Genomic DNA, 19,292 nt, shown 5'->3' on the forward strand with positions numbered 1-19,292 from the left:
GATCGACGGCTGCTCCCGCCGGTGCGACTCGTGGGCCGGCCCCACGTCGCGTCGCAATGTTGGTGGGCCTACGTGCCGGGTACGCGAACCCGCGTGTCCAGTACGCGAAGCGGTGTGGCGGCAAGCCGCCACACCGCGTTCGGCGCGTCGGGGTCAGGCCAGGCTGAATCGCTGGTTGGCCTGCCCGTTGCAGTCGTAGATCTGGACCTGCTGGCCGTTGCCCGTGCCCCAGACGTCCAGGCAGCGTCCGGACTGCACACCGGTGATGGTTCCGTTGGAGTTGACATTCCACTGCTGGTTGGCCTGCCCGTTGCAGCTGTAGATCTGCACGGCCGAGGCGTTGCCGGACCCGGCGGCGTCCAGGCACATGTTGCCGTAGACGGTCAGCTGCCTGCTCGACGTGAGGGTCCACGCCTGGTTGGTCTGGCCGTTGCAGTCGTAGAGCTGCACCCGCGTGCCGTTGGTCTGTGACGCGTTCGGCACGTCGATACACCTGCCCGACTGGGCGCCGACGATCCGGTTCGCTCCGCCCGGCGTGGGCGAGGATGACGGGGTGCCGCCGCTCGGGGTGACCGAGGGCGTCGTCGTCGGGCCGGCGGCATTGAGGGCGTTGAGCACCGAGGTGTACGCGGCCTTCTTGTTGCCACCGCCGTCGAACAGCAGCGGGCTCTCCCCGGAGCGCCAGGAGTCGCTGTCGCGTACGCCCCACACGGTGATGCCGACGCAGCGGGGCACGTTGAGGCAGGCCTGGGTCAGCCCGGCGTACTGCGTGGTGGACGCGTTGGTGACGTCGACCTCGGTCAGGGCCACGTCCACGCCCAGGGCGGCGAAGCTCGACAGTGTGGTCTGGAAGTTGCCCGGCAGCGAGCTGCCGCCGGTGAAGTGGGTCTGCAGGCCGACGCAGTCGATCGGTACGCCGCGGGACTTGAAGTCCCGGATCATGTTGTACACGCCCTGCGTCTTGCCGTAGCTCCAGTTCTCGATGTTGTAGTCGTTGTAGCACAGCTTGACCGACGGGTCGGCGGTGCGGGCGGTGCGGAACGCCACCTCGATCCAGTCGTTGCCGGTGCCCTGCAGATTGGACTGGCGGCGGCTGCCGTCCTCGTTGAATGCCTCGTTGACCACGTCCCAGTAGGGGAGTTTGCCCCTGTAGTGGGCCATGACACCGTTGATGTGATCGATCATCGCCTGGCGCAGGCTGCTGCCGCTGAGGGACTGCATCCAGCCCGGTTGCTGCGCGTGCCACGCGAGGGTGTGGCCGCGGACCCGCATGCCACGCTGGGTCGCCCAGTTGTAGATCTGGTCGCCGGAGCTGAAGTTGAACTGCCCCCGCTGGGGCTGCGTCGCGTCCGGCTTCATCTCGTTCTCGGCGGTCACCATGTTGAACTCGCGCCCGGCGATCGTCGTGTACGTCGAGTCGCCGAGCCGGCCGGCCGCGATCGCCGTGCCGAAGTACCGGCCCGACTGCGCGGCCGCCGCGCCGAGGGTGCTCGCCGCGGCGTTCGCGGCCGAAATCACCGTCACCACACCCATTGCCGCGACGGCGGCGACGGCACCGCCGGTCAGCAGCCGGACCCGCAACGACCGGCTCCGCGACGAGCCGGAGGGGGCGGGAGAACTGGTTGCCACGATGGCCTCCTTCCTCGGTTCTGCGTCCCGGCCGCCGAGCACCACGCGTGGTGGACCGCAGCCGCCTCGCGCGCGAGGGGGAGTCGATGGATCGCACGACCCGGACCAATGAACGATGGACTTCGATGTCAAGTCATGCTGGCACGGCAACGGTCTTGAAACAATAGTTTCCGGAATACTTCCGGAGCGTGACAGCGGTGCGGTGATCCTTGGACGCCTCGCGACACCTCGTCTAGCAGTATGTTCAACGGCCAGGGGCAACGTGCGGGCGATCGGTCGGCCCTGGCACCAGCGCCCCGCGGCGCGGATACTGTCCGAAACTTCCGGTCTCCGACGCGCGCGGGTACCTCGACCCGCGGAATCCCCCGCGCCGGCGTCGACAAGGTCACCGAACTCGACATCGAACTGCTCTACGGCTAGCCGGGGAAAGGGCTTGCCCCAGGGGCTTCTCGCTTGACCGCCGCGGTCCGCGCCGCCTAGCATGGCGCCACCTCGGCAGAGAGGGGCGTCGATGAAAAGGCGTGCGTTGGCGGCGCTGCCCGCGCTGGCCCTGATGCACTCGCGCCTCCCCGGCGAGCCCGTCGGGGAGGCGCCCGGAGTGGGCACCGACCCGACGGCGGCGGCGCCGGGTGCGGTACCCGCCGGGGCGCCAGGACCGGCGGTTGAGTCGCCCGCCGTGGTCGAGGGCAACCTGCCGGTCTTCTTCGAACGGCTCAAGGCGGAGCTGGACTACCCGCTCGCCTGGGGCAACTCCCGCATTCGGGACTTCCGTTCCTGGCGGCGTACGGCCGCGGCCACCGTCGAGGAGTTCCTCCGGCAGCCGCCGGACGACACGCCGCTACGGGTCGAGGTCGTGGACGAGCGACCGGCCGACGGGTACCGCCAGCGCAGCCTGCTCTTCGACGTGACCCGGCACAGTCGGGTACGGGCCACCATGCTGCTGCCGCACGGGCGCGGCCCGTTCCCGGCGGTGCTCCTCCTGCACGACCACGGTTCCCGGTTCGACATCGGCAAGGAGAAGCTGATCCGCCCCTGGTACGACGAGGCCCGGCTCGCCTCCGCACGGGACTGGTCCGCCCGGTACTTCGGTGGCCGCTTCCTCGGCGACGAACTCGCGGCCCGCGGGTACGCCGTCCTCGCCGTCGACGCCTTCGGCTGGGGCGACCGGTCCGGCCTCACGTACGAGGCGCAGCAGGCGCTGGCCAGCAACCTCTTCAACCTCGGCTCCTCGCTGGCCGGACTGGTGGCCCGCGAGGACGTCCGGGCGGTACGGCTGCTGCGGAGCCTGCCCGAGGTGGACCGGGACCGGATCGCCACGCTGGGCTTCTCCATGGGCGGCTACCGGGCCTGGCAGACGGCGGCGCTCTCGCCGCACGTGTCGGCCGTGGTCTCGGTCTGCTGGATGACCACCCTCAAGGAGATGATGGTGGTCGGCAACAACACGCTGCGCGGCCAGTCGGCGTTCTTCATGCTGCACCCGGGCCTCTACCAGCACCTCGACATCCCCGACGTGGCGAGCATCGCCGCGCCGCGACCGGCGTTCTTCCTCGGCGGCGAGCTGGACCCGCTGTTCACCCCCGCCGGCACCGCCGGGGCGTACGCGAAGCTGCGCGCCGTCTGGCGCTCGCAGCGGGCCGACGCCCGGCTACGGACGACGACCTGGCCGGGAGTGGGCCACGTCTTCGGAACGGAGATGCAGGACGAGGCGTTCGGCTGGCTGGACCGTTGGATGCGCCCCTGACGTCGGCGCCTGGCCCGCGGGCCCCGGACGTTCGGTTTGTCGCGGACGAGGGCGGGAAAGGCCGCCCGGCGGGTGACGCGAGGCTGGGGACGGGAAGCTGATGCGCTGGTTCCGGGTGGGCGGGAGCGGGCCGGCCGCGGAGGACGCGACCAGGACCAGCCGGCCGGTCGGCGCGGAACGGGATCCGCGGCGGGTGACCGCGTTCAGCGACGGTGTCATCGCCATCGCCGTCACGCTGCTCGTACTGGAGATCCGCCCACCGGAGGACACCCGCCGGCTCCTGCACGGACTGCTCGAACTCTGGCCCTCGTACGCGGCCTACGTGCTGACCTTCCTGCTCATCGGGCAGATGTGGGTGAACCACCACGTGATGTTCGACCACATGCGGTCGGCGGACCGGCTGGTGCTGCTGTTCAACACGCTGCTGCTGATGCAGATCGCGTTCCTGCCGTTCGTCGCGGCGGTCCTCTCCTCGGCGTTCAGGTCCGGGCACGGCGAGCGGACCGCCGTCGTGCTGTACGGACTCTCGTACGGGATGGCGGCCGTGCTCTTCAACGTGATCTGGGAGTACGCCCGCCACGGCCGCCGCCTGCTCGCCCCCACGATCGACCCGGCCGGGGCGCGGGCGATCAGCCGACGGTTCCGCCCCGCGCCGCTGTGGATCGCCGCCGGCACCGGCGTGGGCGTGCTGAACCCCTTCGCCGGCGTGGTGGTGATCGCGGCGTTCATCCCGTTCTACTGGCTGCCGATCAAGGGCGAGATCCCCAGCCTGAGACGCGCCCGCGAGCGCGGTTCCCGGGACTGAGGGGCCGGCCCCGCGACCGGGCGTCACCGGGTCCCGCCACCCGGCCCCGCCGCCGGCCCCGGTCAAGGTCGAGGCCCCGGGCAAGTGCATCATGTGGGGCGGTTCCTACGGCAGCCAGTGGTACGAGAGCCCGTTCGAGCACTGCCCCTGATCCCGGACCCGATCGGCCCGCCCGGCGGGTACCGAACCGCGGTGCCGTGCGGAGGCAGCGTTGCGGGCGGTACCGCCGGGCGGGGCGAACGGGGTGGGCTCGGCGGGTCAGTCCGCCTGGTCGAGGAAGGCGAGCGTCACGGCCGCGAAGAGCGGGGAGGCGAAGAGGTTGTAGTGCGTGAGGCCGGGCAGGATCGCCAGCGCGTGGCCGCCCTTCGGCCGCCCCTCGCCCATCCAGCCCCCGTCGCGCAGACCGCCGTCGAGCAGCTTGAACGCCTCGGTGAAGTGGCTCGGCGGCGCCATGTCGGCGTCGGCGGCGACCAGCAGCGTCGGCACCCGCAGGCCGCGCACCTCCTCGGTGAGGTCGAAGTCCTTCGCCATCGCCTCGCCGATCTTGTCGAGCAGCTTCGGGAAGTCCTCGGGACGGGGCGCCACCCGCTGGTACAGCTCGTACATCGGGGTGCCCTTCATGAACTCGGCCGCCGCCGCGCTCACCTGGCCCTGCTGCTGCAGCATCTCCGGGTAGATGGCGTCGCGGCGGATGTGGGCCGAGGCCGCCACCACGCGCCCGACCTTCTCCGGGTGGCGGATCGCGACGTGGAGCGCCACCCCGCCGCCGAGGGAGTAGCCGACCACGTCCGGCTTCTCCAGCCCGAGGTGGTCGACGAGCGCGGCGACGTCGTCGGCCATCGTCCTCATGTCGAGCGGCCGGTCGACGTCGGCGGTCCGGCCGTGCCCCTGCAGGTCGACGGCGATGACCTGGTGGTGGTCGGCCAGGGTGGGCAGGATGGGCCCGAACATCTCCCCCGAGCCGAGTCCCCCGTGCAGCAGGATCATCGGGCGCCCCGCCCCGTACGTCTCGTAGTACAGGTTGATCCCGTTCACCTCGGCGTACGAACCCGAGCCGGCGGTGTCGGCGGTCCACTCCGTCGCGGTCATGATGACTCCTTCGTCTTCCCGATGTCGTCTTCCCGATGTGCTGGACGCTGGTGTTGACCGGGCGAGCACCGGAAACTCATCGCCGCCGGCGGTACCAATTTTTTTCCCGCGTTGTCGGAGGTCCCCGCTACGGTCACCGGGTGAGCGATGTGGCGACGGAGATAACGATCGAGACCCAGCTGGAGGAGTACCGGCGGGAGCTGACCGGCTACTGCTACCGGATGCTGGGGTCCGCCTTCGAGGCGGAGGACGCGGTGCAGGAGACCATGGTCCGCGCCTGGCGCGGCCACGAGCGCTTCGAGGGCCGCTCGGCGCTGCGGTCCTGGCTGTACCGGATCGCGACCAATGTCTGCCTGACCATGCTGTCCAGCGCCCAGCGGCGGGTCCGGCCGATGGATCTCGGCCCGGCCGGGTCAGGTCTGGCCACCGACCCGGGCGAGCCGCGTCCCGACGAGATCTGGGTCGGCCCGGTGCCGGACAGCCGGGTGCTGCCGGAGGGGAACGACCCGGCCAACCTGGTCGCCGAGCGCGAGTCGATCCGGCTGGCGTTCGTCGCCGCGTTGCAGCACCTGCCGCCCCGGCAGCGGGCCGTGCTGATCCTGCGGGAGGTGCTGGCCTGGTCGGCCCAGGAGGTGGCCGACCTGCTCGCCACGTCGGTGGCCAGCGTCAACAGCGCCCTCCAGCGCGCCCGGGCCACGCTCGCGGCCGCCGACACCGCCGCCGCCCTCCGCGAGCCGACCGACGAGGAGCAGAAGGCGCTGCTCGCGCGCTACGTACGGGCCTTCGAGGCGTACGACCTCGACGCGCTCACGGCGCTGCTGCACGACGAGGCGACGCTCTCCATGCCGCCGCTGCCGCTCTGGCTGCGCGGTCCGGCGGAGATCAGCGCCTGGATGGCCGGTACGGGCAACGGCTGCCGCGGCTCCCGCCTGGTGCCGGTCGCGGCCAGCGGCCGGCCGGCGTTCGGGCAGTACCGGCCCGCCGCCGGCGGCTCGGGGCACGAACCGTGGGCGTTGATCGTGCTGGAGGTGTCAGGCGGACAGATCACGGCCGTCAACAACTTCCTCGACACCGCCCGCCTGTTCCCGCTGTTCGGGCTGCCCGCCCGCCTCGACTGACGCCTCGGGTAGCGCCTCGGCGAGCCCGAACAGGCGCACGAGCCGGCGCACATCCGCTCCGGCGCCGCCGACGACCAGCCTGCGGCCGTACCGCGACGCGGTCAGCCGCAGCCGGGCCAGCGCCTCGACCGTCACCGCGTCGGGCACGGCGACGTCCGCCACGTCGCAGACCACGAGGTCACCGGCGGCACCGTCGCGACCGCGGAGCGATTCGGCGAGTCGGGCGCAGAGGAGAGGGATGTCGGCGCGCCGGACGGTCGCACCGACGGAGAAGGAGACCACGCTCATGGAATGGGGACCATCCGCGGCCCGGAAACTCACCGCCGTGGACGCGGATCCGGGGGATGTCGACCATCCGGCGCGGCGCGGCGAAACCGGCTCGACGGCGGGTGCCGGCGATGGCAGCATCCGCCGCGTGGTACCGCTGCGGATCGTCAGGGGCGACGCGACCAGCCCGCAGGCGAAGGGGCCGAAGATCGTCGCGCACGTCTGCAACGACCTCGGCGGGTGGGGCAAGGGCTTCGTCCTGGCGATCTCCCGCCGCTGGCCGGAGCCCGAAAGCGCCTATCGGCGGTGGCACCGTGAGCGGGCCGGCAACGACTTCGGCCTCGGCGCCACCCAGTTGGTCCAGGTCCGCCCCGACACCTGGGTCGCCAACATGGTCGCCCAGCGCGGCATCCGTACCGGCAGCGGCGGGCCGCCGATCCGGTACGACGCCGTCGAGCGCTGCCTGCGCGCCGTCGCCGAGCACGCGCTCCGGCTCTCCGCCTCCGTCCACATGCCGCGCATCGGCTGCGGTCTGGCCGGCGGCCGCTGGGAACGGATCGAACCGCTGGTGGTCGCGGCGCTGTCCGAGCGCGGCATCGCCACCACGGTCTACGACCACGACTGAGCGCCCACCGAACACGCGGTCGACGGGCCGAACCGGGCGCGGGCGGCCGCCGAGATGAAGGGTTTTCCAGGTGTGGGACGAGCTTGATCGGGTTCCGTGGAAGCGGCTGAGACACAACTACGGCGACGCCGCGCAGGTGCCCGCGCTGCTGCGCCGGTGCGCCGAGGACGACGCGGACCAGGCCGGGGAGGCCCTCGACGAGTTGGACAACCTGCTCTACCACCAGGGCGGCTGGATCTGCCCGGCGGCTTCCGCCGCACTGCCGTTCCTGGTGGACCTGGCGACCGGCACGGCCGCCCACCATCGCGCCGTGGTCGTCGCCTTGATTGGCCGCTTCGTCCACGAGGCGTCGATCGTCCAGGCTCGCGTCGTCGACCCGGACTGGCCGGAGACGGTCGAGCGGGAGGTCCCGCGGATGCTGTCGCTGCTCGCCGATCCGGACCCGCGGGTGCGCCGCGAGGCAACCTGGCTGGTGAGCCGCGCCGGGCTGCCGCACGAGCCGGTTCTCTCGGCGATGTGGCAGCGCTGGCGGGCCGAGCAGGACCGGGTCACCCGTTGGGATCTGGCGCTCGCCTTCGGCGACCTGCTCGCCCGCGATCCCGGCGCCGCCGACGTCCGCTCCGAGCTGCACGCCCTCCTCGATTCGGAAACCAACGCCGACACCCAACTGGCCCTCGCCGCCCTGCACGCTCTCGCCGGGTCCGAACCGGAGCTGCCGCCGAGCCGCCTCGCCGAGGCGGTTGCCGCGATCCGGCACGACGACGCGGCCGGCTGGCAGGACTCCGCGTGGTTCGGCGGCGGTTCGCGGCAGGTGATCGCGAACGCGACCGGACAGCTCATGCGCCGTGACCCGGCGCGCGCGACGAGTTTCGCCCTCGCCGTCGCCCGCGACTCGGACCATGACGAGCGGATCGCCGGTCTGGCGCAGGCCGCCGACCTGCTCGCCGAATGGCGGGCGGTCGCCCCGGCGCTGCTCGACTTCCTGATCGAAAGGTTGTCCGACGACGAGGCCGAGGTTCGCTTTCGCGCGGCGTACCTCCTGGGTTGCGTGCCCGACGCCAGCGCACCGGCGGCCGGTCGGCTCGCCGAGCTGGTCACGGACGCCGCCCTGCGGGACTCCCGACGGCAGGTCACGGTCGGCGACGGCGCGGTGTGGGCGCTCGCCCGATTGGGCGATCCGCGCTGCCTACCCGCGATCGCGGACCGGCTGGGCGGCCCTCGTCTGGGTTTCGCACAGAATCCCGAGTACATGTCCGCCGCGGGCACCTGGCCCGGGTTCTGGCTGCCGAGCGTCGACGAGGTGCTGGCCCCGCTGCGCGCGCACGCCGCCCACCTGCTGCCGTACGTGTTGCCCCGGTTGGCCGACGCGGACAATTCCGGCCTGGCCCATTCCCTGTGCCGGCTGCTGGGCGCGTGGGGTGCGGCGTCCGCGCCGGCGGTACCGCTGCTGCTGCCGCTGCTCGACCACGACGAGGTCGGTGGGTCGGCGGCGAGAGCACTCGGCGGGATCGGCCCGGCGGCAGCGGAGACGGCGCCGGCCCTGCGACGCCGCGCCGAGGCTCCGGCGGCCGCCTGGGCGCACTGGCGGGTCACCGGCGACCCGGCGGTGGCGCTCTCCGTGTTGGCGCGCCGGCTCGACGCCGACCCGCGCCACGAGACGCTGCGGGAACTGGGAGAGCTGGAACGGCTCGCGGCCGGCATGGCGGAACGGGTGCGGCAGCTCGCCGGCTCCGGCGACGACTGGGTACGCGTCGAGGCCGCCTACGCGCACTGTCGGATCACCGGCGACCCGGCGGTGGCGGTACCGGTGCTCACCGAGGTCGTACGGCCGCTCTCCGAGGCACGCTGTCTACCGGTGATGATCAACGCTCTGGAGCGACTGGCCCGGATCGGCGCGCCCGCCGCACCGGCCGTCCCGATAGCCCGGGCGGTGCGGGACAGCCCACGACGGCTGTCGTACTTCGGCGGCTGGCGGGTGTTCGCGGAGGACGAGCGACTGCGCGCCGCCGCGACAGTGCTGGCCGGCCCGGTCTGACCCGTACCCGCCAACCGGGCGCCCCCGGTCTCCTGGTCGCCGCCGCGCCGGTAAGGTCCGGTAGGGGTCGATGCCGCCCAACCGCAGGTTGAAGACCGCGCCAGGCAGGACACGGCCTAGCCGTACGCGCGGATGATGCGGCCGTTGTCGTCGCCTTCGACGCAACGCAGGTAGTGGTCGACGAGCTGGTCCATCGGCACCGGACGCATGCCGGGGAACTGTTCGGCGAAGGCGTCGACGGAGTCGGCGACCATCGTGGGGCTGACGACGTTGATCCGCATGGCCCGTGGTAGCTCGATCGCGGCCGACAGTACAAAGCTGTGCAACGCGCCACTGATGACGCCGCCGCCAGTGACGTGCGGCCATGCGTGGTCGGCGAAGATGCCGGAAGTCAGGGTGAAGGAGGCACGGTCAGTGCAGTAGTGCTGGCCGGTGAGGACCAGATCGACCTGCCCGAAGAACTTGGCTCGCATGTTCTCGAGCAACGCGTCCGGTGTCAGTGTCGTGAACTCGTCGAGCGCCCCGTGCGCGGCGATGCTGACGACGCCGTCGACTGTCCCGACCTCCTGGTACATGCCCTCGATGCTGGCGGGTGCGGTGAGGTCGACGTGCACGTCGCCCGAGGTGCGGCCGGCCACGACGACGTCGTGACCGCGGGATCGCAGTGCGGGCACCAGTCGACGTCCGATGGTGCCGGCGCCGCCGACGACGACGATTCTCATCGTGGTTTTCCTTTCGGGAGTCAGGGCCGGTGTCGCCACGGCTGACCGTTGATGGTGTCGACCTTCGCGGTCCTGTCGCTCATAGGTTCCGCTCGCGTCGTTGTTACCGCTGGCGTGGTCGATCCTTGATCACCCCGTCGCGACCGTCCAATACCTGTAGCCATAACCTGATGGCATGGATGCGGACACAGGGTTGCCGCGCCACTTCCTGTCGTCGCCGAGGAAGGTCACCTGATACCGGCTCAGACCTGGGCCGACGGGACGAGTCGCTCGTCCACACCACCGCTGCGCACGTAGGCAGCGATGCCGTCGGTCCAGAACAGCTCGCCGGTGAACGGGTCCGCCGAAGCCGCCACGGCAACGCGCGTCCCGGTTCGTAACGCGACGTTGACGCAGGCCAGTTGGCTTCGCGCGGCGTAGTTCAATGTTCCGCACAACGGGTCGACAAGCCACATGCGTCCGTTCCCGTCGAGACCGGTGCGGCCGCTCTCCTCGGCCAGCACCACGTCGTCCGGACGCGCCGTACGCAGGACGTCGAGGATGGCCTTCTCGGCCTCGACGTCCGCCGTGGTGGCGAAGTCGCCGGCGGTCTTCTGAAAGCGTGTCAACGATGATCCGTAGTGCGCACGGACGACCGCGGCTCCGGCTGCCGCCGCCTCGACGACCAGGGCCTGGTCAGTGATCGACATGACGCAACCATAGACGTCGCCGGGACCGAGCACGGGGACCGTACGAGCAGGACGGGCTGCTGGATCCACCGTGAGCCGCGCTCGCGCGACAGCACCGCCGACAGAGCCGACCCACGGAGCTTGGCCTAGATCTCCAGCCGCAGTCCGGCCCATCGGTCGAGCCATCCCTTGACCTCCACGCGGCGTTGCACCTCCACGCGGCCCGCCGCGTTGTCGAAGGCCGGAGACGGGCGGACAACCATTCCCACGAGGTCGGCCAGCCCATGGCAGGCGACCAGGCGAACACCGCCGCCCCGTAACGTGACCGCGACGCACGTTGCCGTTTCGGGCCATCGCGAGATCGCGTCCAGGGTCGACGTGTAGGGCCTCTCGCCATTGCGCAGGTGCATCCGCGCCTGATTACGAATCTCCCACGGCACCCCGGGCAGGGCCGCCACGGCCTGGGCCTCGGCGCGTGCGTCCTCGCGTGGGTCCCGCCGCGCCGGGTCGAAGTAGGCGACATCCACGTCGCGCTCCGGCGAGACCGGAAGGCCGCTGATCGCGTCCCAGACACGGTTGCGTACGAAGCCGGCACCGATCCACCAGTCCGGTAGTCCAAGGCCGGCCGCAGCCCGAAGGACTCTCATCGCTCCCGGGTCCGACTCGATGACGCCCACCACGTCCTGCGCGCTCATGACCACCCAGGGGACCCTAGACCAGCGGACGTACGCACCGTCGGCGAGGCGACGGCCGAGGGCGGCTTCTCGGGGGATGCCCGGCCGCCGTCGCGCCGTCGCCAACCGTCGACATGACGACGGGGCGAGCCGGTCGGCATCGCCAATACCGGCGTTCCGGAAGGACGCCCGGCGCGGGTCACCGTCCGATCGCGTGCGCGGCGGCGTGCCGCAGGGAGCGGCAGGCCACCACGACCCAGGCGGCGACGAGCAGCGCGTAGAGGACGACGGTGGGCCAGATGAACAGCTGGGAATGGCTACGGGCGGCGGTGGCGGCGGTGGCGGTCACGAGGGCCCCGAGGGGGAAGATGAAGGACCACCAGCTGGGCGCGAAGGACAGCCCCGCCCGGAACTCCCGTACGGTCAATCCCACCGCGAGTGCCAGCCACAACATGGCGAAGCCCCACACCGCAACTCCGCCCAGCAGCGCGAGGACTGCCGCGCCCTTGGCGTACGGCGCGGGGAGCGCGTCTGGCGCCGCCGTGGCCAGCGCACCCAGCCCCGTCACGACCTGGCCGAGAGCCCCCAGACCGATCCACACCGTGGGCACCATCGCGCCGGTGGGCGCGTCGTGGTGCACCAGCCGGCTGTAGACCATGGCCAGCACCAGCAGCACCGCAATCAGCCCGAGCCCGAACAACGCGTAGCAGCTGAGCAGCAGAGCCAGCCGTAACTGCCCAACGGGCGCGTGCGGGACGAGCAGCGCGCCCGTGGTGGCCGAGACCAACGGTGGTACCACCGGCATCAGCCAGCCACCGAACGCCGCGTCCGGCGCGAAGCGATGCCGGGTGACCATGAGATACGGCACCGCACAGGCCGTGGCGAGGCCGAGTGCGGTACCAAGCGCCCACAGCGCGCCGCCCAGATCCAGCGCGGCCCGCGACCCGATCACCGGTTGACCGAATTGCAGCGCCCCGGCACCCACCGTGAGCAGCGCCACGGCCGGTGCGCCGAAGAATTGAGCCTGTATCGGATCGGCGGCGTGCAGCCGCAGCACCCGCTGCCGGACGTAGCCGACCATCAGTACGACAAGCAGGAGGCCGGCCGCCAACCAGACGACCGTGGCGGCGGTTCGCAGCCCGGGGAAGCTTCGGGGCAGGGTGGCGGCCGCGTTGGCGACGATCCCGGTGCCCATCACGGCCGCGAACCAGCTGGGGCTGAGCAGCGGACGACCCGCGCCGTTCGCCGTGGGTCGCCGAGAAGGGGCAAGGTAGCGAAGCTCTTGGTCCGCGTCACCCTCGGTCGAAACGGCTCGGGCACCGCCGCGGCGTGTCACGGCATCGAACATCCTGGTCACAGGGCCTCGATGGCGGAGTCCACGATGCGTTGCACGCGTTCGCTGGTGCCGCCGGCCCGGACCAGGACGCTGGTACCGATGATCGTGGCCAGCAGGCCGCTCGCGGCGTCGGCGGGGGGCTGGTGGCCGGTCAGCTCGCCCGTGGAGCGCCCGTACGCGATGGTGGCACGGAAGGCTTCCTCGATCCGGTCGAAGAGGGCGTTGCCGATCTCGGTGACCGCCGCGTCGGTCTCGGCGAGTTCGCCGATCGCGTTCACCACCAGGCAGCCGCGCCGGTGGTCGCCGAAACCGGTCATCTCCTCGACGACAGCCCGCAGCCTCGACCGTACCGGGCCGGGCTCGTCCAGGAGCTCGACGAGAGCCGTGGCGCGCAACGAGCTGTAGGCGAGTAATGCCTGGGTGAACAGGTTGTGCTTGCTGTCGAACGTGTTGTACAGGCTGCCCTTGCCGATACCCAGCTCGTCGGCGAGGCCCTGTGGGCTGGTGGCCCCGTACCCCTGGCGCCAGAAGACATCCATGGCCATCCCGACGGCGGCGGCCGGCTCGAACTTCGCGGGTCGTCCCATGAGCTCAACCTAGGCATATTTGACCTCCAGGTCAAATATGCGGTCGCACCGGCGACCGCTCCGCCGGGCCAAGCTCTTGATCAGGCGAAGTAGTGGCCCTGTCCGAGGTCGGCGATCAGCCCGGGCCGAGCTGATCGCAGCGGCCCGGGCGACCGTCATGTGACCGGCCCGCCGACGGGGGCGACGCCGGTGACCCCCAGGCCCGGGGTCTCGGGCAGCACGACCGTCGCGCCCTCGTAGCGCATGCCCCCGGTCACGGCGCCACGCGCGAGCCACCAGACCGCGTCCAGGTCGCTGACCACGCTGGTGCCGTACGCCGCCACGAGGCTGGCCGCCGCCCCGACGCCGATCTCGGTCTCCAGCATGCATCCCACCATGGTGCCCAACTGCTGGGCCTCGGCGAGTTCCAGCAGGGTACGGGCCGACCGGAGGCCGCCGGACTTGGCCAGTTTGACGTTCACCATGTCGGCCGCCCGGCGGCGGATCACCTCGACCAGATCGGCGACGCCGAAGACCGCCTCGTCGGCCATGATCGGAGTCTCGACCCGGTCGCTGACCCACGCCAGGCCATCGAGGTCCCGGTGGTGCACGGGCTGTTCGACGAACGCCACCCCGGCGCCCGACTCCTCCAGCGCGCGGATGACCCGTACCGCCTCCCGCGGGGTCCACCCCTGGTTGGCGTCGACCCGGATCTCGACATCGGGGCCCGCCGCCGCCCGGACCGCCGCGACCCGGGCCACGTCACCGTCGGCGTCGGTCCCCACCTTCACCTTCAGCACGCGGTAGCCCTCCCCGACCCGTCGCGCGGCGGCGTCGGCCAGGCCGCCGGCATCACCGGCGGAGACCGTCACGTCGGTCGGCACGGCGAGTCGGGCGCCGCCGAGCAGGTGGGCCAGCGGTACCCCGATCCGGCGGGCCGCCAGGTCGTGCAGTGCGACGTCGACCGCGGCCTTCGCCGACTCGTTGCCGATCACCGCCGCGGCGACCGACCGGCAGTTCTCGACCAGGTCCTCGGCCGCCCGCCCGACCAGCAGCGGCCCGAAGATCTGGGCGACGCACGCCTCGGCGCTGGCCAGCGAGGACCCGGTCACCGTCCACACCTCCGGGGCCTCACCGAAGCCGGACCGACCGTCATCGTCGACGATCTCCACCACGACGGTGGAGACGGTCGTGAGCCGGGCCAGCGCGGTCACGAACGGCGTGTGCAGCGGAGCCACGAGCCGGTGGGTACGGACCTCACGAATTGTCACGGGTATCCCCCCTGCCGGCCCGCGCCCGCCGCGCGTACACCTCTATCTCGATCCTCATCCGAGGGTCGGCGAGGCCGCACACGAGCATCGTGGCGGCCGGCCGGACGTCGCCGAAGCAGCGGCGCAGGACCGGCCAGCACGGCTCGAAATCGTCGCGGTCGGGCAGCAGGTAGCGCACCCGCACCACGTCGGCGAAGGTGCACTCCGCCTCGGTGAGCGCGGCCTCGATGTTGCGCAGACACTGCTCGGCCTGCTCCACCACGTCGTCGGAGATCGTCATGGTGGTGTAGTCGAACCCGGTCGTCCCGGACACGTGCACCCAGTCGCCGTCCACGACGGCACGGGCATAGCCGATCTGCTCCTCGAAGGTCGAGCCGCTGAGGATCGCGCGTCGCTCTCTCATCTGCCGAACGCTAGGTGCGCGGCGCTGATACGTCCAATACACCCTCGGGCATGCCGTGATATCTCTAGGCGTATGGCGCGCCCCGAACTCCCCCTCCCGCAACTGCACGCGTTCGTCGTGCTCGCCGAGGAACTCCACTTCGGCCGCGCCGCCGCGCAGCTGGGCATCGCCCAGCCGCCGCTGAGCCAGCAGATCCGCCGCCTGGAGGAGAGGGTCGGCCACGCGCTGTTCAGCCGCGAACCGGGACGGGTCACGCTCACCCCCGCCGGCCGGGAACTGCTGCCCGCCGCGCGGCGGGCACTCGCCGACCTCGCGGCCGGCCTGGCCGCGGCCCGGGCCGTCGGCAGCGGCCACGCCGGGCCGCCTACGGATCGGTTTCGCCGCCTCCCTCGCCCTGACCGTCCTGCCCGACCTGCTGCGCACCTTCGGGCAGCGCTTCCCCGACGTGCAGCTGGACATCCGGGAAATGACCACCGCGCCGCAGTTCACCGCCCTGTACGACAGGAGCATCGACATCGGCCTGCTGCGCGAACCTCCCGCCGACGCGGAACTCGGATTCCGGACGATACTCAGCGAGCCCTTCGTGGCCGTGCTGCCGGCCACCCATCCGCTGGCCGCCCAACGGACCGTACGGCTCGCCCAGCTGGCGGACGCGCCCTTCGTGCTGCTGCCCCGCGCGGCCGGCCCGCAGCTGTACGACCAGATCACCGGCCTCTGCACCGCGGCGGGCTTCACGCCACGGATAGGTCAGCACGCGGTGGAGTGGCAGACCGTGTGCGCGCTCGTGGAAGCCGGCCTGGGCGTCTCGCTGGCGCCGGCGAGTATCCGACGCATCCGCCTCAGAGGCGTGGCCTTCCGCAGGGTCGAGCCCGGCACCGCCCGTACGCGGGTCGCCGTCGCCTGGCGCAAGGACGACCGGAACCCTTTGGTCGAACACCTGCTGGCGACCGTCAGCCAAGCTCCGCCGGACAGCGCCAACCGCCTGGCCGACGGCGCGCGACCCCGGTAGATCGCGCGCGGGTCGGACCTTCGTGGCGAGCTGACCGATGAGGCTAGCTGGCTGCGGTCCGGGGATCGCCATCCGTTTCGTCGACGCCGGCTATCGCGGCCAGGTCCGCCTCCGGTATGTCCAAGGCGCGAGCGATCTCCCGGACCAGGACGGGGTGCGGGTTGTGCGATCCGGTTCGCGCCGCATTGATGGTCGCCATGGCGCGAAACGTCTTCCTGGCCAGTTCCCCCACTGAGACCCCGCGGTTGTCCATCAGTTTGCGCAGTACGGCGCCGAACGGGTGCGGATCCGGGCGGCCGGCCTCCGCCAGTGCTGGACCGACAACCATGTCCCCGATCTTCGCCTGGAACCGCAGCAGCCGATCACCCTCGAAACGGACCCGCGCGGAGAACGCCAGCTCTTGCCCGGCATCGCCACCGAGCGTCCCTGGTACGGAGACCTCGGTGAACCGGTTCTTCTGCCGGTCATGATTGCTGGCGACCTCGCGCGGATAGGCCGGTTCGACCTGCGTGACCCGCCAGGCAGTGTTCCACCAGGGAAGTTCGCCCAGCAGGTCGTTGAAGAACGGCGGCAGGATCGCGAGGTCGACCGGTTCCGGCCGCTCTGCGTGCACGATCCCGGGCCAATAGGTCAACGCTGTCAAGACTGCGGGGCTGAGCGTACGGCCAGCGAGATGCATCGTTGCAGGGTAGTCGCCGAACACCGGCGGCACAGCGAGTGCTGGCCGGCTCCGGCCCGGACAGCCGCAGCACGTACCGAGCGGCCGTCAGCGAGTGCGGAAGAACAATTGATCCAGCAGTTGAACACTGGTGAGGCTGGCGATCAGCGTGTACGGGTCGCCCAGACCGGTTGCCGGGGCTCGTCGTTGTGCACGACGATGTCGACGTGCTCGGTCGGGCGGACCGTAGCGAAGTAGAGCCGTTGGGAGGGGATGTAACGCTCGTGCCAGCGTCGTTCGACCTCGGCCCGAGATGACACCCGGCGCTCGCGGATCACGGCACGATCGACGGTCTTGTCCAGCGCGGTCGACACGAAGACGCGCAGTTCCCACCGGCCGATCAGTTCCGGGCGCAGGAGGAAGACGCCGTCGAAGACCAGCACGGCGTCGGCGGGGGCAGTCGTGACCGGCGGGGAGAGCACGATATCCGCCGTACGGTCGTAGACCGCGGGTTGAAAGCGCCGATCTCCAGACGGGCCGAGCGGATCGAGAAGAACCCGGTTCAGCGTGTCGTAGTCGTGAGCGTCGAAGTAGCAGCCTTCGGCCGAGTACTCCCCGCGCGGGTAGCGCCGCGCGCGGGGGAAGAGGAAATCGTCGATTGTCGCGCGGATGACGTCTCGGCCCCGGGTGCGCAGGACGGCGGCCAGCTCGTCGGCGAGCGTGGTCTTGCCGGCGGCGGGCGGTCCGTCGATGGCAACCCGCGTCGGGTGTGTGACCGTGACGGATCCGACCGCCTCAGCCAGGCGGTCGAGCATCTCCTCGCGGGTGCCTCGCTCCATGTCCTGCCTCGTCCTACCCCTCGGGCTACCACCCACGGGAAACCCGAGGACCGCTTCCTGTACCCGCGTTTCCTTCTGGAAGTCTGCGCCGAGCCGCTCGGTTGCCCCTCGGACGTGACCGAAGAACGGTGCGGCTCGGTTCAGGTCGTCAACGACTTGAGGGCATTGTCCAGCGTGGTGAAGACAACGTCTGGGCCGCCGTCCCAGTGGGGCGTCGGATCGGGCTGGCCCGGAGCCGGCGCCCAGAGCCACCAAACGTTCTGCCAAGGGTCGAGCATCCTCCCGAGGGTCGACTCACCGTAGAACGGGGTTGGTTCGGTGACGGTAGTGGCGCCGTGACCATTGGCGCGCCGCAGCACCGTCGCCACGTCGCGAACCCATACCTGGAGCAGACCGGGTCGCGGTGGCCAGCCGTCGAGCCGATCGGCGATCATCAGATCGACGTTACCGAGACGTAGCTGGGCATGGATCAGCTTGCCATCGGGCAGCGGCGTCCTCGCCTCGGTGGCCTCTTGGACCCCGAAGACCTCGGATACGAAGGTGACGAGGCCGGCCGCGTCATCCACGATCACGAACGGGTTGAGGACGGCACCGGCGTGGGGAACCGACCGCTGCGGAAGCAGGATCTCACTGTTCATGTCAGGAATCCTGGCAGCAATACCGGCCAGGTTTTGACCGCTACGACGGCAATCGGCATCCGGAGCCGGTCGTCTTGATTTCGAGGTGATATTTTGCCGCGATGCCGATCCGGCCCGTGACGGGTATGGCACCGCTGCCGGTAGACACCCCGGACGATGTTGCCGCGCTGATGGAACTCCTCCAACGGCCCGACTCGGACACCCGAGGGCTCGGTGACCACCTCGCCTTCCTCGCGGGCACTCGGCCGGAGCTGTTCCGGCCGTACCAGGAAGCAGTCATCACCAACATGCTGGAACGGTTCGACGTCAACTTCGAGGACCAGTGCCTGCTGTTGGGCGGCGCGCCGGATCAATGCGTGGAGCACCTGGCGCGAAGGCTGCGTCAGCACCGGTCATTCCGCGACGCCTGGGCGCTCGCCGCGATCGGCAGCGCCGCCGCCCTGGACGCGATCGCGGACGATGTACGCCACGGTGGAGACCGCGAAGAGTACGAACTCTGCGGAATCTGGGTGCCACCCACAGGACCAGCACGAAACCGCTTCTCGCCCCACCGCCGCGCCGTTTTCCTCGCCCCCATCGACAAGCCGGGAGAACTCGCTGCCGTCGATCACCCGGTGGGCCTGCCGGTCGACCAGGTAGCACAGCGCCCCTCGACCACCCCGATCTCCTGGCACTACCTGTCGCTGCGCCACACCGACGTGCCGGGCCTGCCAGCCTGGCCGGCCGACCGGGTACACCTCGTCGGGATACGGGCAGGGTGTTCGTGGACTCTCCACGCGGGCATCGACGACTACGGCCGCTACCACAGTGAGGCCATCACGTACGACGAACCGCCCTCACCCGCGGAGCAGGAGACCTACCGCTTACTGGAGGCCCCCGATACCGGGCTGGGCTCGGTGGAACTTCGGTGCTACGACGCCGACCTCGTATATTGCAACGGGCACATCCAGCTCACTCCTGGTGTCGTCGGCACCGCCGGCGGCCCGCCGATCGGGCTCTACACCAACCCGTCCTGCCGCTCCTGCGGGCGGCTGATGTTCCACGTCGTCACGGTCGAGAACCAGATCCGCGAGTACGGCGACGGCTGGCGCAGCCTCTTCATCTGCGAGGACTGCCAGACCGTTGCCTGCAACGCCACGGGATGGAACTGACCGCCGCCGTCCTCATCGTGATCGCTGCTCGTAATGACGCACCTTTAA

At 71.0% G+C, this 19,292-nt stretch carries 18 protein-coding genes and 3 pseudogenes; 8 read left to right on the top strand and 13 right to left on the bottom strand.

The genetic code is table 11. The features are described 5' to 3' along the window. Positions 1 to 153 precede the first annotated feature (153 nt). Entirely contained in the window at positions 154 to 1,629 is a 1,476-nt protein-coding gene (locus AB0J86_RS26130; RefSeq protein WP_363860245.1) for an endo-1,4-beta-xylanase, read from the bottom strand. Between the two features lie 511 nt (positions 1,630 to 2,140). On the opposite strand from AB0J86_RS26130, the gene AB0J86_RS26135 reads away from it, so the two are divergent. Then, positions 2,141 to 3,370, top strand: a complete 1,230-nt coding sequence (locus AB0J86_RS26135; RefSeq protein ID WP_363860246.1) for an alpha/beta fold hydrolase — start codon at positions 2,141 to 2,143, stop codon at positions 3,368 to 3,370. 100 nt (positions 3,371 to 3,470) lie between these two features. Continuing rightward, positions 3,471 to 4,175, top strand: a complete 705-nt coding sequence (locus AB0J86_RS26140) for a TMEM175 family protein (RefSeq protein ID WP_363860247.1) — start codon at positions 3,471 to 3,473, stop codon at positions 4,173 to 4,175. A 258-nt stretch (positions 4,176 to 4,433) separates the two neighbouring features. On the opposite strand, the gene AB0J86_RS26145 is transcribed toward AB0J86_RS26140, so the two are convergent. Then, positions 4,434 to 5,264 (bottom strand): alpha/beta fold hydrolase, encoded by an 831-nt coding sequence (locus AB0J86_RS26145; protein WP_363860248.1) that lies wholly within the window; start codon positions 5,262 to 5,264, stop codon positions 4,434 to 4,436. 140 nt (positions 5,265 to 5,404) lie between these two features. On the opposite strand from AB0J86_RS26145, the gene AB0J86_RS26150 reads away from it, so the two are divergent. After that, on the top strand, positions 5,405 to 6,382 hold the full coding sequence (locus AB0J86_RS26150; RefSeq protein ID WP_363860249.1) for a sigma-70 family RNA polymerase sigma factor: 978 nt from the start codon (positions 5,405 to 5,407) through the stop codon (positions 6,380 to 6,382). Here the strand turns inward: AB0J86_RS26150 and AB0J86_RS26155 are convergent. After that, complete coding sequence (locus AB0J86_RS26155; protein ID WP_363860250.1) at positions 6,296 to 6,670, bottom strand: STAS domain-containing protein; 375 nt, start codon at positions 6,668 to 6,670, stop codon at positions 6,296 to 6,298. The genes AB0J86_RS26150 and AB0J86_RS26155 overlap by 87 nt on opposite strands. Here AB0J86_RS26155 and AB0J86_RS26160 point away from each other — a divergent pair. Further along, positions 6,669 to 7,274 carry a macro domain-containing protein gene (locus AB0J86_RS26160; RefSeq protein WP_363860251.1) on the top strand — a complete coding sequence of 202 codons (606 nt, stop codon included), beginning with the start codon at positions 6,669 to 6,671 and terminating at the stop codon, positions 7,272 to 7,274. The two genes, AB0J86_RS26155 and AB0J86_RS26160, sit on opposite strands and share 2 nt — an antisense overlap. Before the next feature lie 70 nt (positions 7,275 to 7,344). Continuing rightward, positions 7,345 to 9,309: a hypothetical protein gene (locus tag AB0J86_RS26165; RefSeq protein WP_363860252.1), complete on the top strand. Its 1,965-nt coding sequence runs from the start codon at positions 7,345 to 7,347 to the stop codon at positions 9,307 to 9,309. Between the two features lie 116 nt (positions 9,310 to 9,425). Here the strand turns inward: AB0J86_RS26165 and AB0J86_RS26170 are convergent, their stop codons facing one another. From AB0J86_RS26170 to AB0J86_RS26200, 7 genes and pseudogenes are all read right to left on the bottom strand, one after another. Next, positions 9,426 to 10,031 (bottom strand): short chain dehydrogenase, encoded by a 606-nt coding sequence (locus tag AB0J86_RS26170; protein WP_363860253.1) that lies wholly within the window; start codon positions 10,029 to 10,031, stop codon positions 9,426 to 9,428. 251 nt (positions 10,032 to 10,282) lie between these two features. Then, positions 10,283 to 10,720: pseudogene (locus tag AB0J86_RS26175) on the bottom strand (inositol monophosphatase family protein); the annotation flags it as partial. A 125-nt stretch (positions 10,721 to 10,845) separates the two neighbouring features. Continuing rightward, positions 10,846 to 11,394, bottom strand: a complete 549-nt coding sequence (locus tag AB0J86_RS26180) for a nucleotidyltransferase family protein (RefSeq protein ID WP_363860254.1) — start codon at positions 11,392 to 11,394, stop codon at positions 10,846 to 10,848. A gap of 178 nt (positions 11,395 to 11,572) precedes the next feature. Next, complete coding sequence (locus tag AB0J86_RS26185) at positions 11,573 to 12,721, bottom strand: TDT family transporter (RefSeq protein WP_363860324.1); 1,149 nt, start codon at positions 12,719 to 12,721, stop codon at positions 11,573 to 11,575. 5 nt (positions 12,722 to 12,726) lie between these two features. Next, the gene (locus AB0J86_RS26190) at positions 12,727 to 13,296 is read right to left on the bottom strand and encodes a TetR/AcrR family transcriptional regulator (protein ID WP_363860255.1); all 570 of its coding nucleotides are present in this window, start codon (positions 13,294 to 13,296) and stop codon (positions 12,727 to 12,729) included. Between the two features lie 155 nt (positions 13,297 to 13,451). Continuing rightward, positions 13,452 to 14,546, bottom strand: coding sequence for a dipeptide epimerase (locus AB0J86_RS26195; protein WP_363860256.1), 1,095 nt, complete (start codon positions 14,544 to 14,546; stop codon positions 13,452 to 13,454). Next, positions 14,533 to 14,949 carry a RidA family protein gene (locus AB0J86_RS26200; protein WP_363860325.1) on the bottom strand — a complete coding sequence of 139 codons (417 nt, stop codon included), beginning with the start codon at positions 14,947 to 14,949 and terminating at the stop codon, positions 14,533 to 14,535. The genes AB0J86_RS26195 and AB0J86_RS26200 overlap by 14 nt, the downstream gene beginning before the upstream one ends. Positions 14,950 to 15,021: 72 nt before the next feature. Here AB0J86_RS26200 and AB0J86_RS26205 point away from each other — a divergent pair. Together AB0J86_RS26205 and AB0J86_RS26210 are read left to right on the top strand one after the other, a co-directional pair. After that, positions 15,022 to 15,162, top strand: a pseudogene (locus AB0J86_RS26205) (LysR family transcriptional regulator); the annotation flags it as partial. A 154-nt stretch (positions 15,163 to 15,316) separates the two neighbouring features. Further along, positions 15,317 to 15,958: pseudogene (locus AB0J86_RS26210) on the top strand (LysR family substrate-binding domain-containing protein); the annotation flags it as partial. Positions 15,959 to 16,001: 43 nt separating this feature from the next. Here AB0J86_RS26210 and AB0J86_RS26215 read toward each other — a convergent pair. From AB0J86_RS26215 to AB0J86_RS26225, 3 genes are all read right to left on the bottom strand, one after another. Next, positions 16,002 to 16,601 carry a helix-turn-helix transcriptional regulator gene (locus AB0J86_RS26215; RefSeq protein ID WP_363860257.1) on the bottom strand — a complete coding sequence of 200 codons (600 nt, stop codon included), beginning with the start codon at positions 16,599 to 16,601 and terminating at the stop codon, positions 16,002 to 16,004. Between the two features lie 179 nt (positions 16,602 to 16,780). Continuing rightward, positions 16,781 to 17,455, bottom strand: a complete 675-nt coding sequence (locus AB0J86_RS26220) for a uridylate kinase (RefSeq protein WP_363860258.1) — start codon at positions 17,453 to 17,455, stop codon at positions 16,781 to 16,783. Positions 17,456 to 17,595: 140 nt separating this feature from the next. Next, positions 17,596 to 18,093, bottom strand: coding sequence for a VOC family protein (locus AB0J86_RS26225; protein ID WP_363860259.1), 498 nt, complete (start codon positions 18,091 to 18,093; stop codon positions 17,596 to 17,598). Positions 18,094 to 18,194: 101 nt separating this feature from the next. On the opposite strand from AB0J86_RS26225, the gene AB0J86_RS26230 reads away from it, so the two are divergent. Further along, complete coding sequence (locus AB0J86_RS26230) at positions 18,195 to 19,244, top strand: hypothetical protein (RefSeq protein WP_363860260.1); 1,050 nt, start codon at positions 18,195 to 18,197, stop codon at positions 19,242 to 19,244. The last annotated feature ends 48 nt before the right edge of the window (positions 19,245 to 19,292 follow it).

Origin of the sequence: Micromonospora sp. NPDC049559, from assembly GCF_040676675.1 — a bacterium.
GTDB lineage: Bacteria > Actinomycetota > Actinomycetes > Mycobacteriales > Micromonosporaceae > JBFAPK01.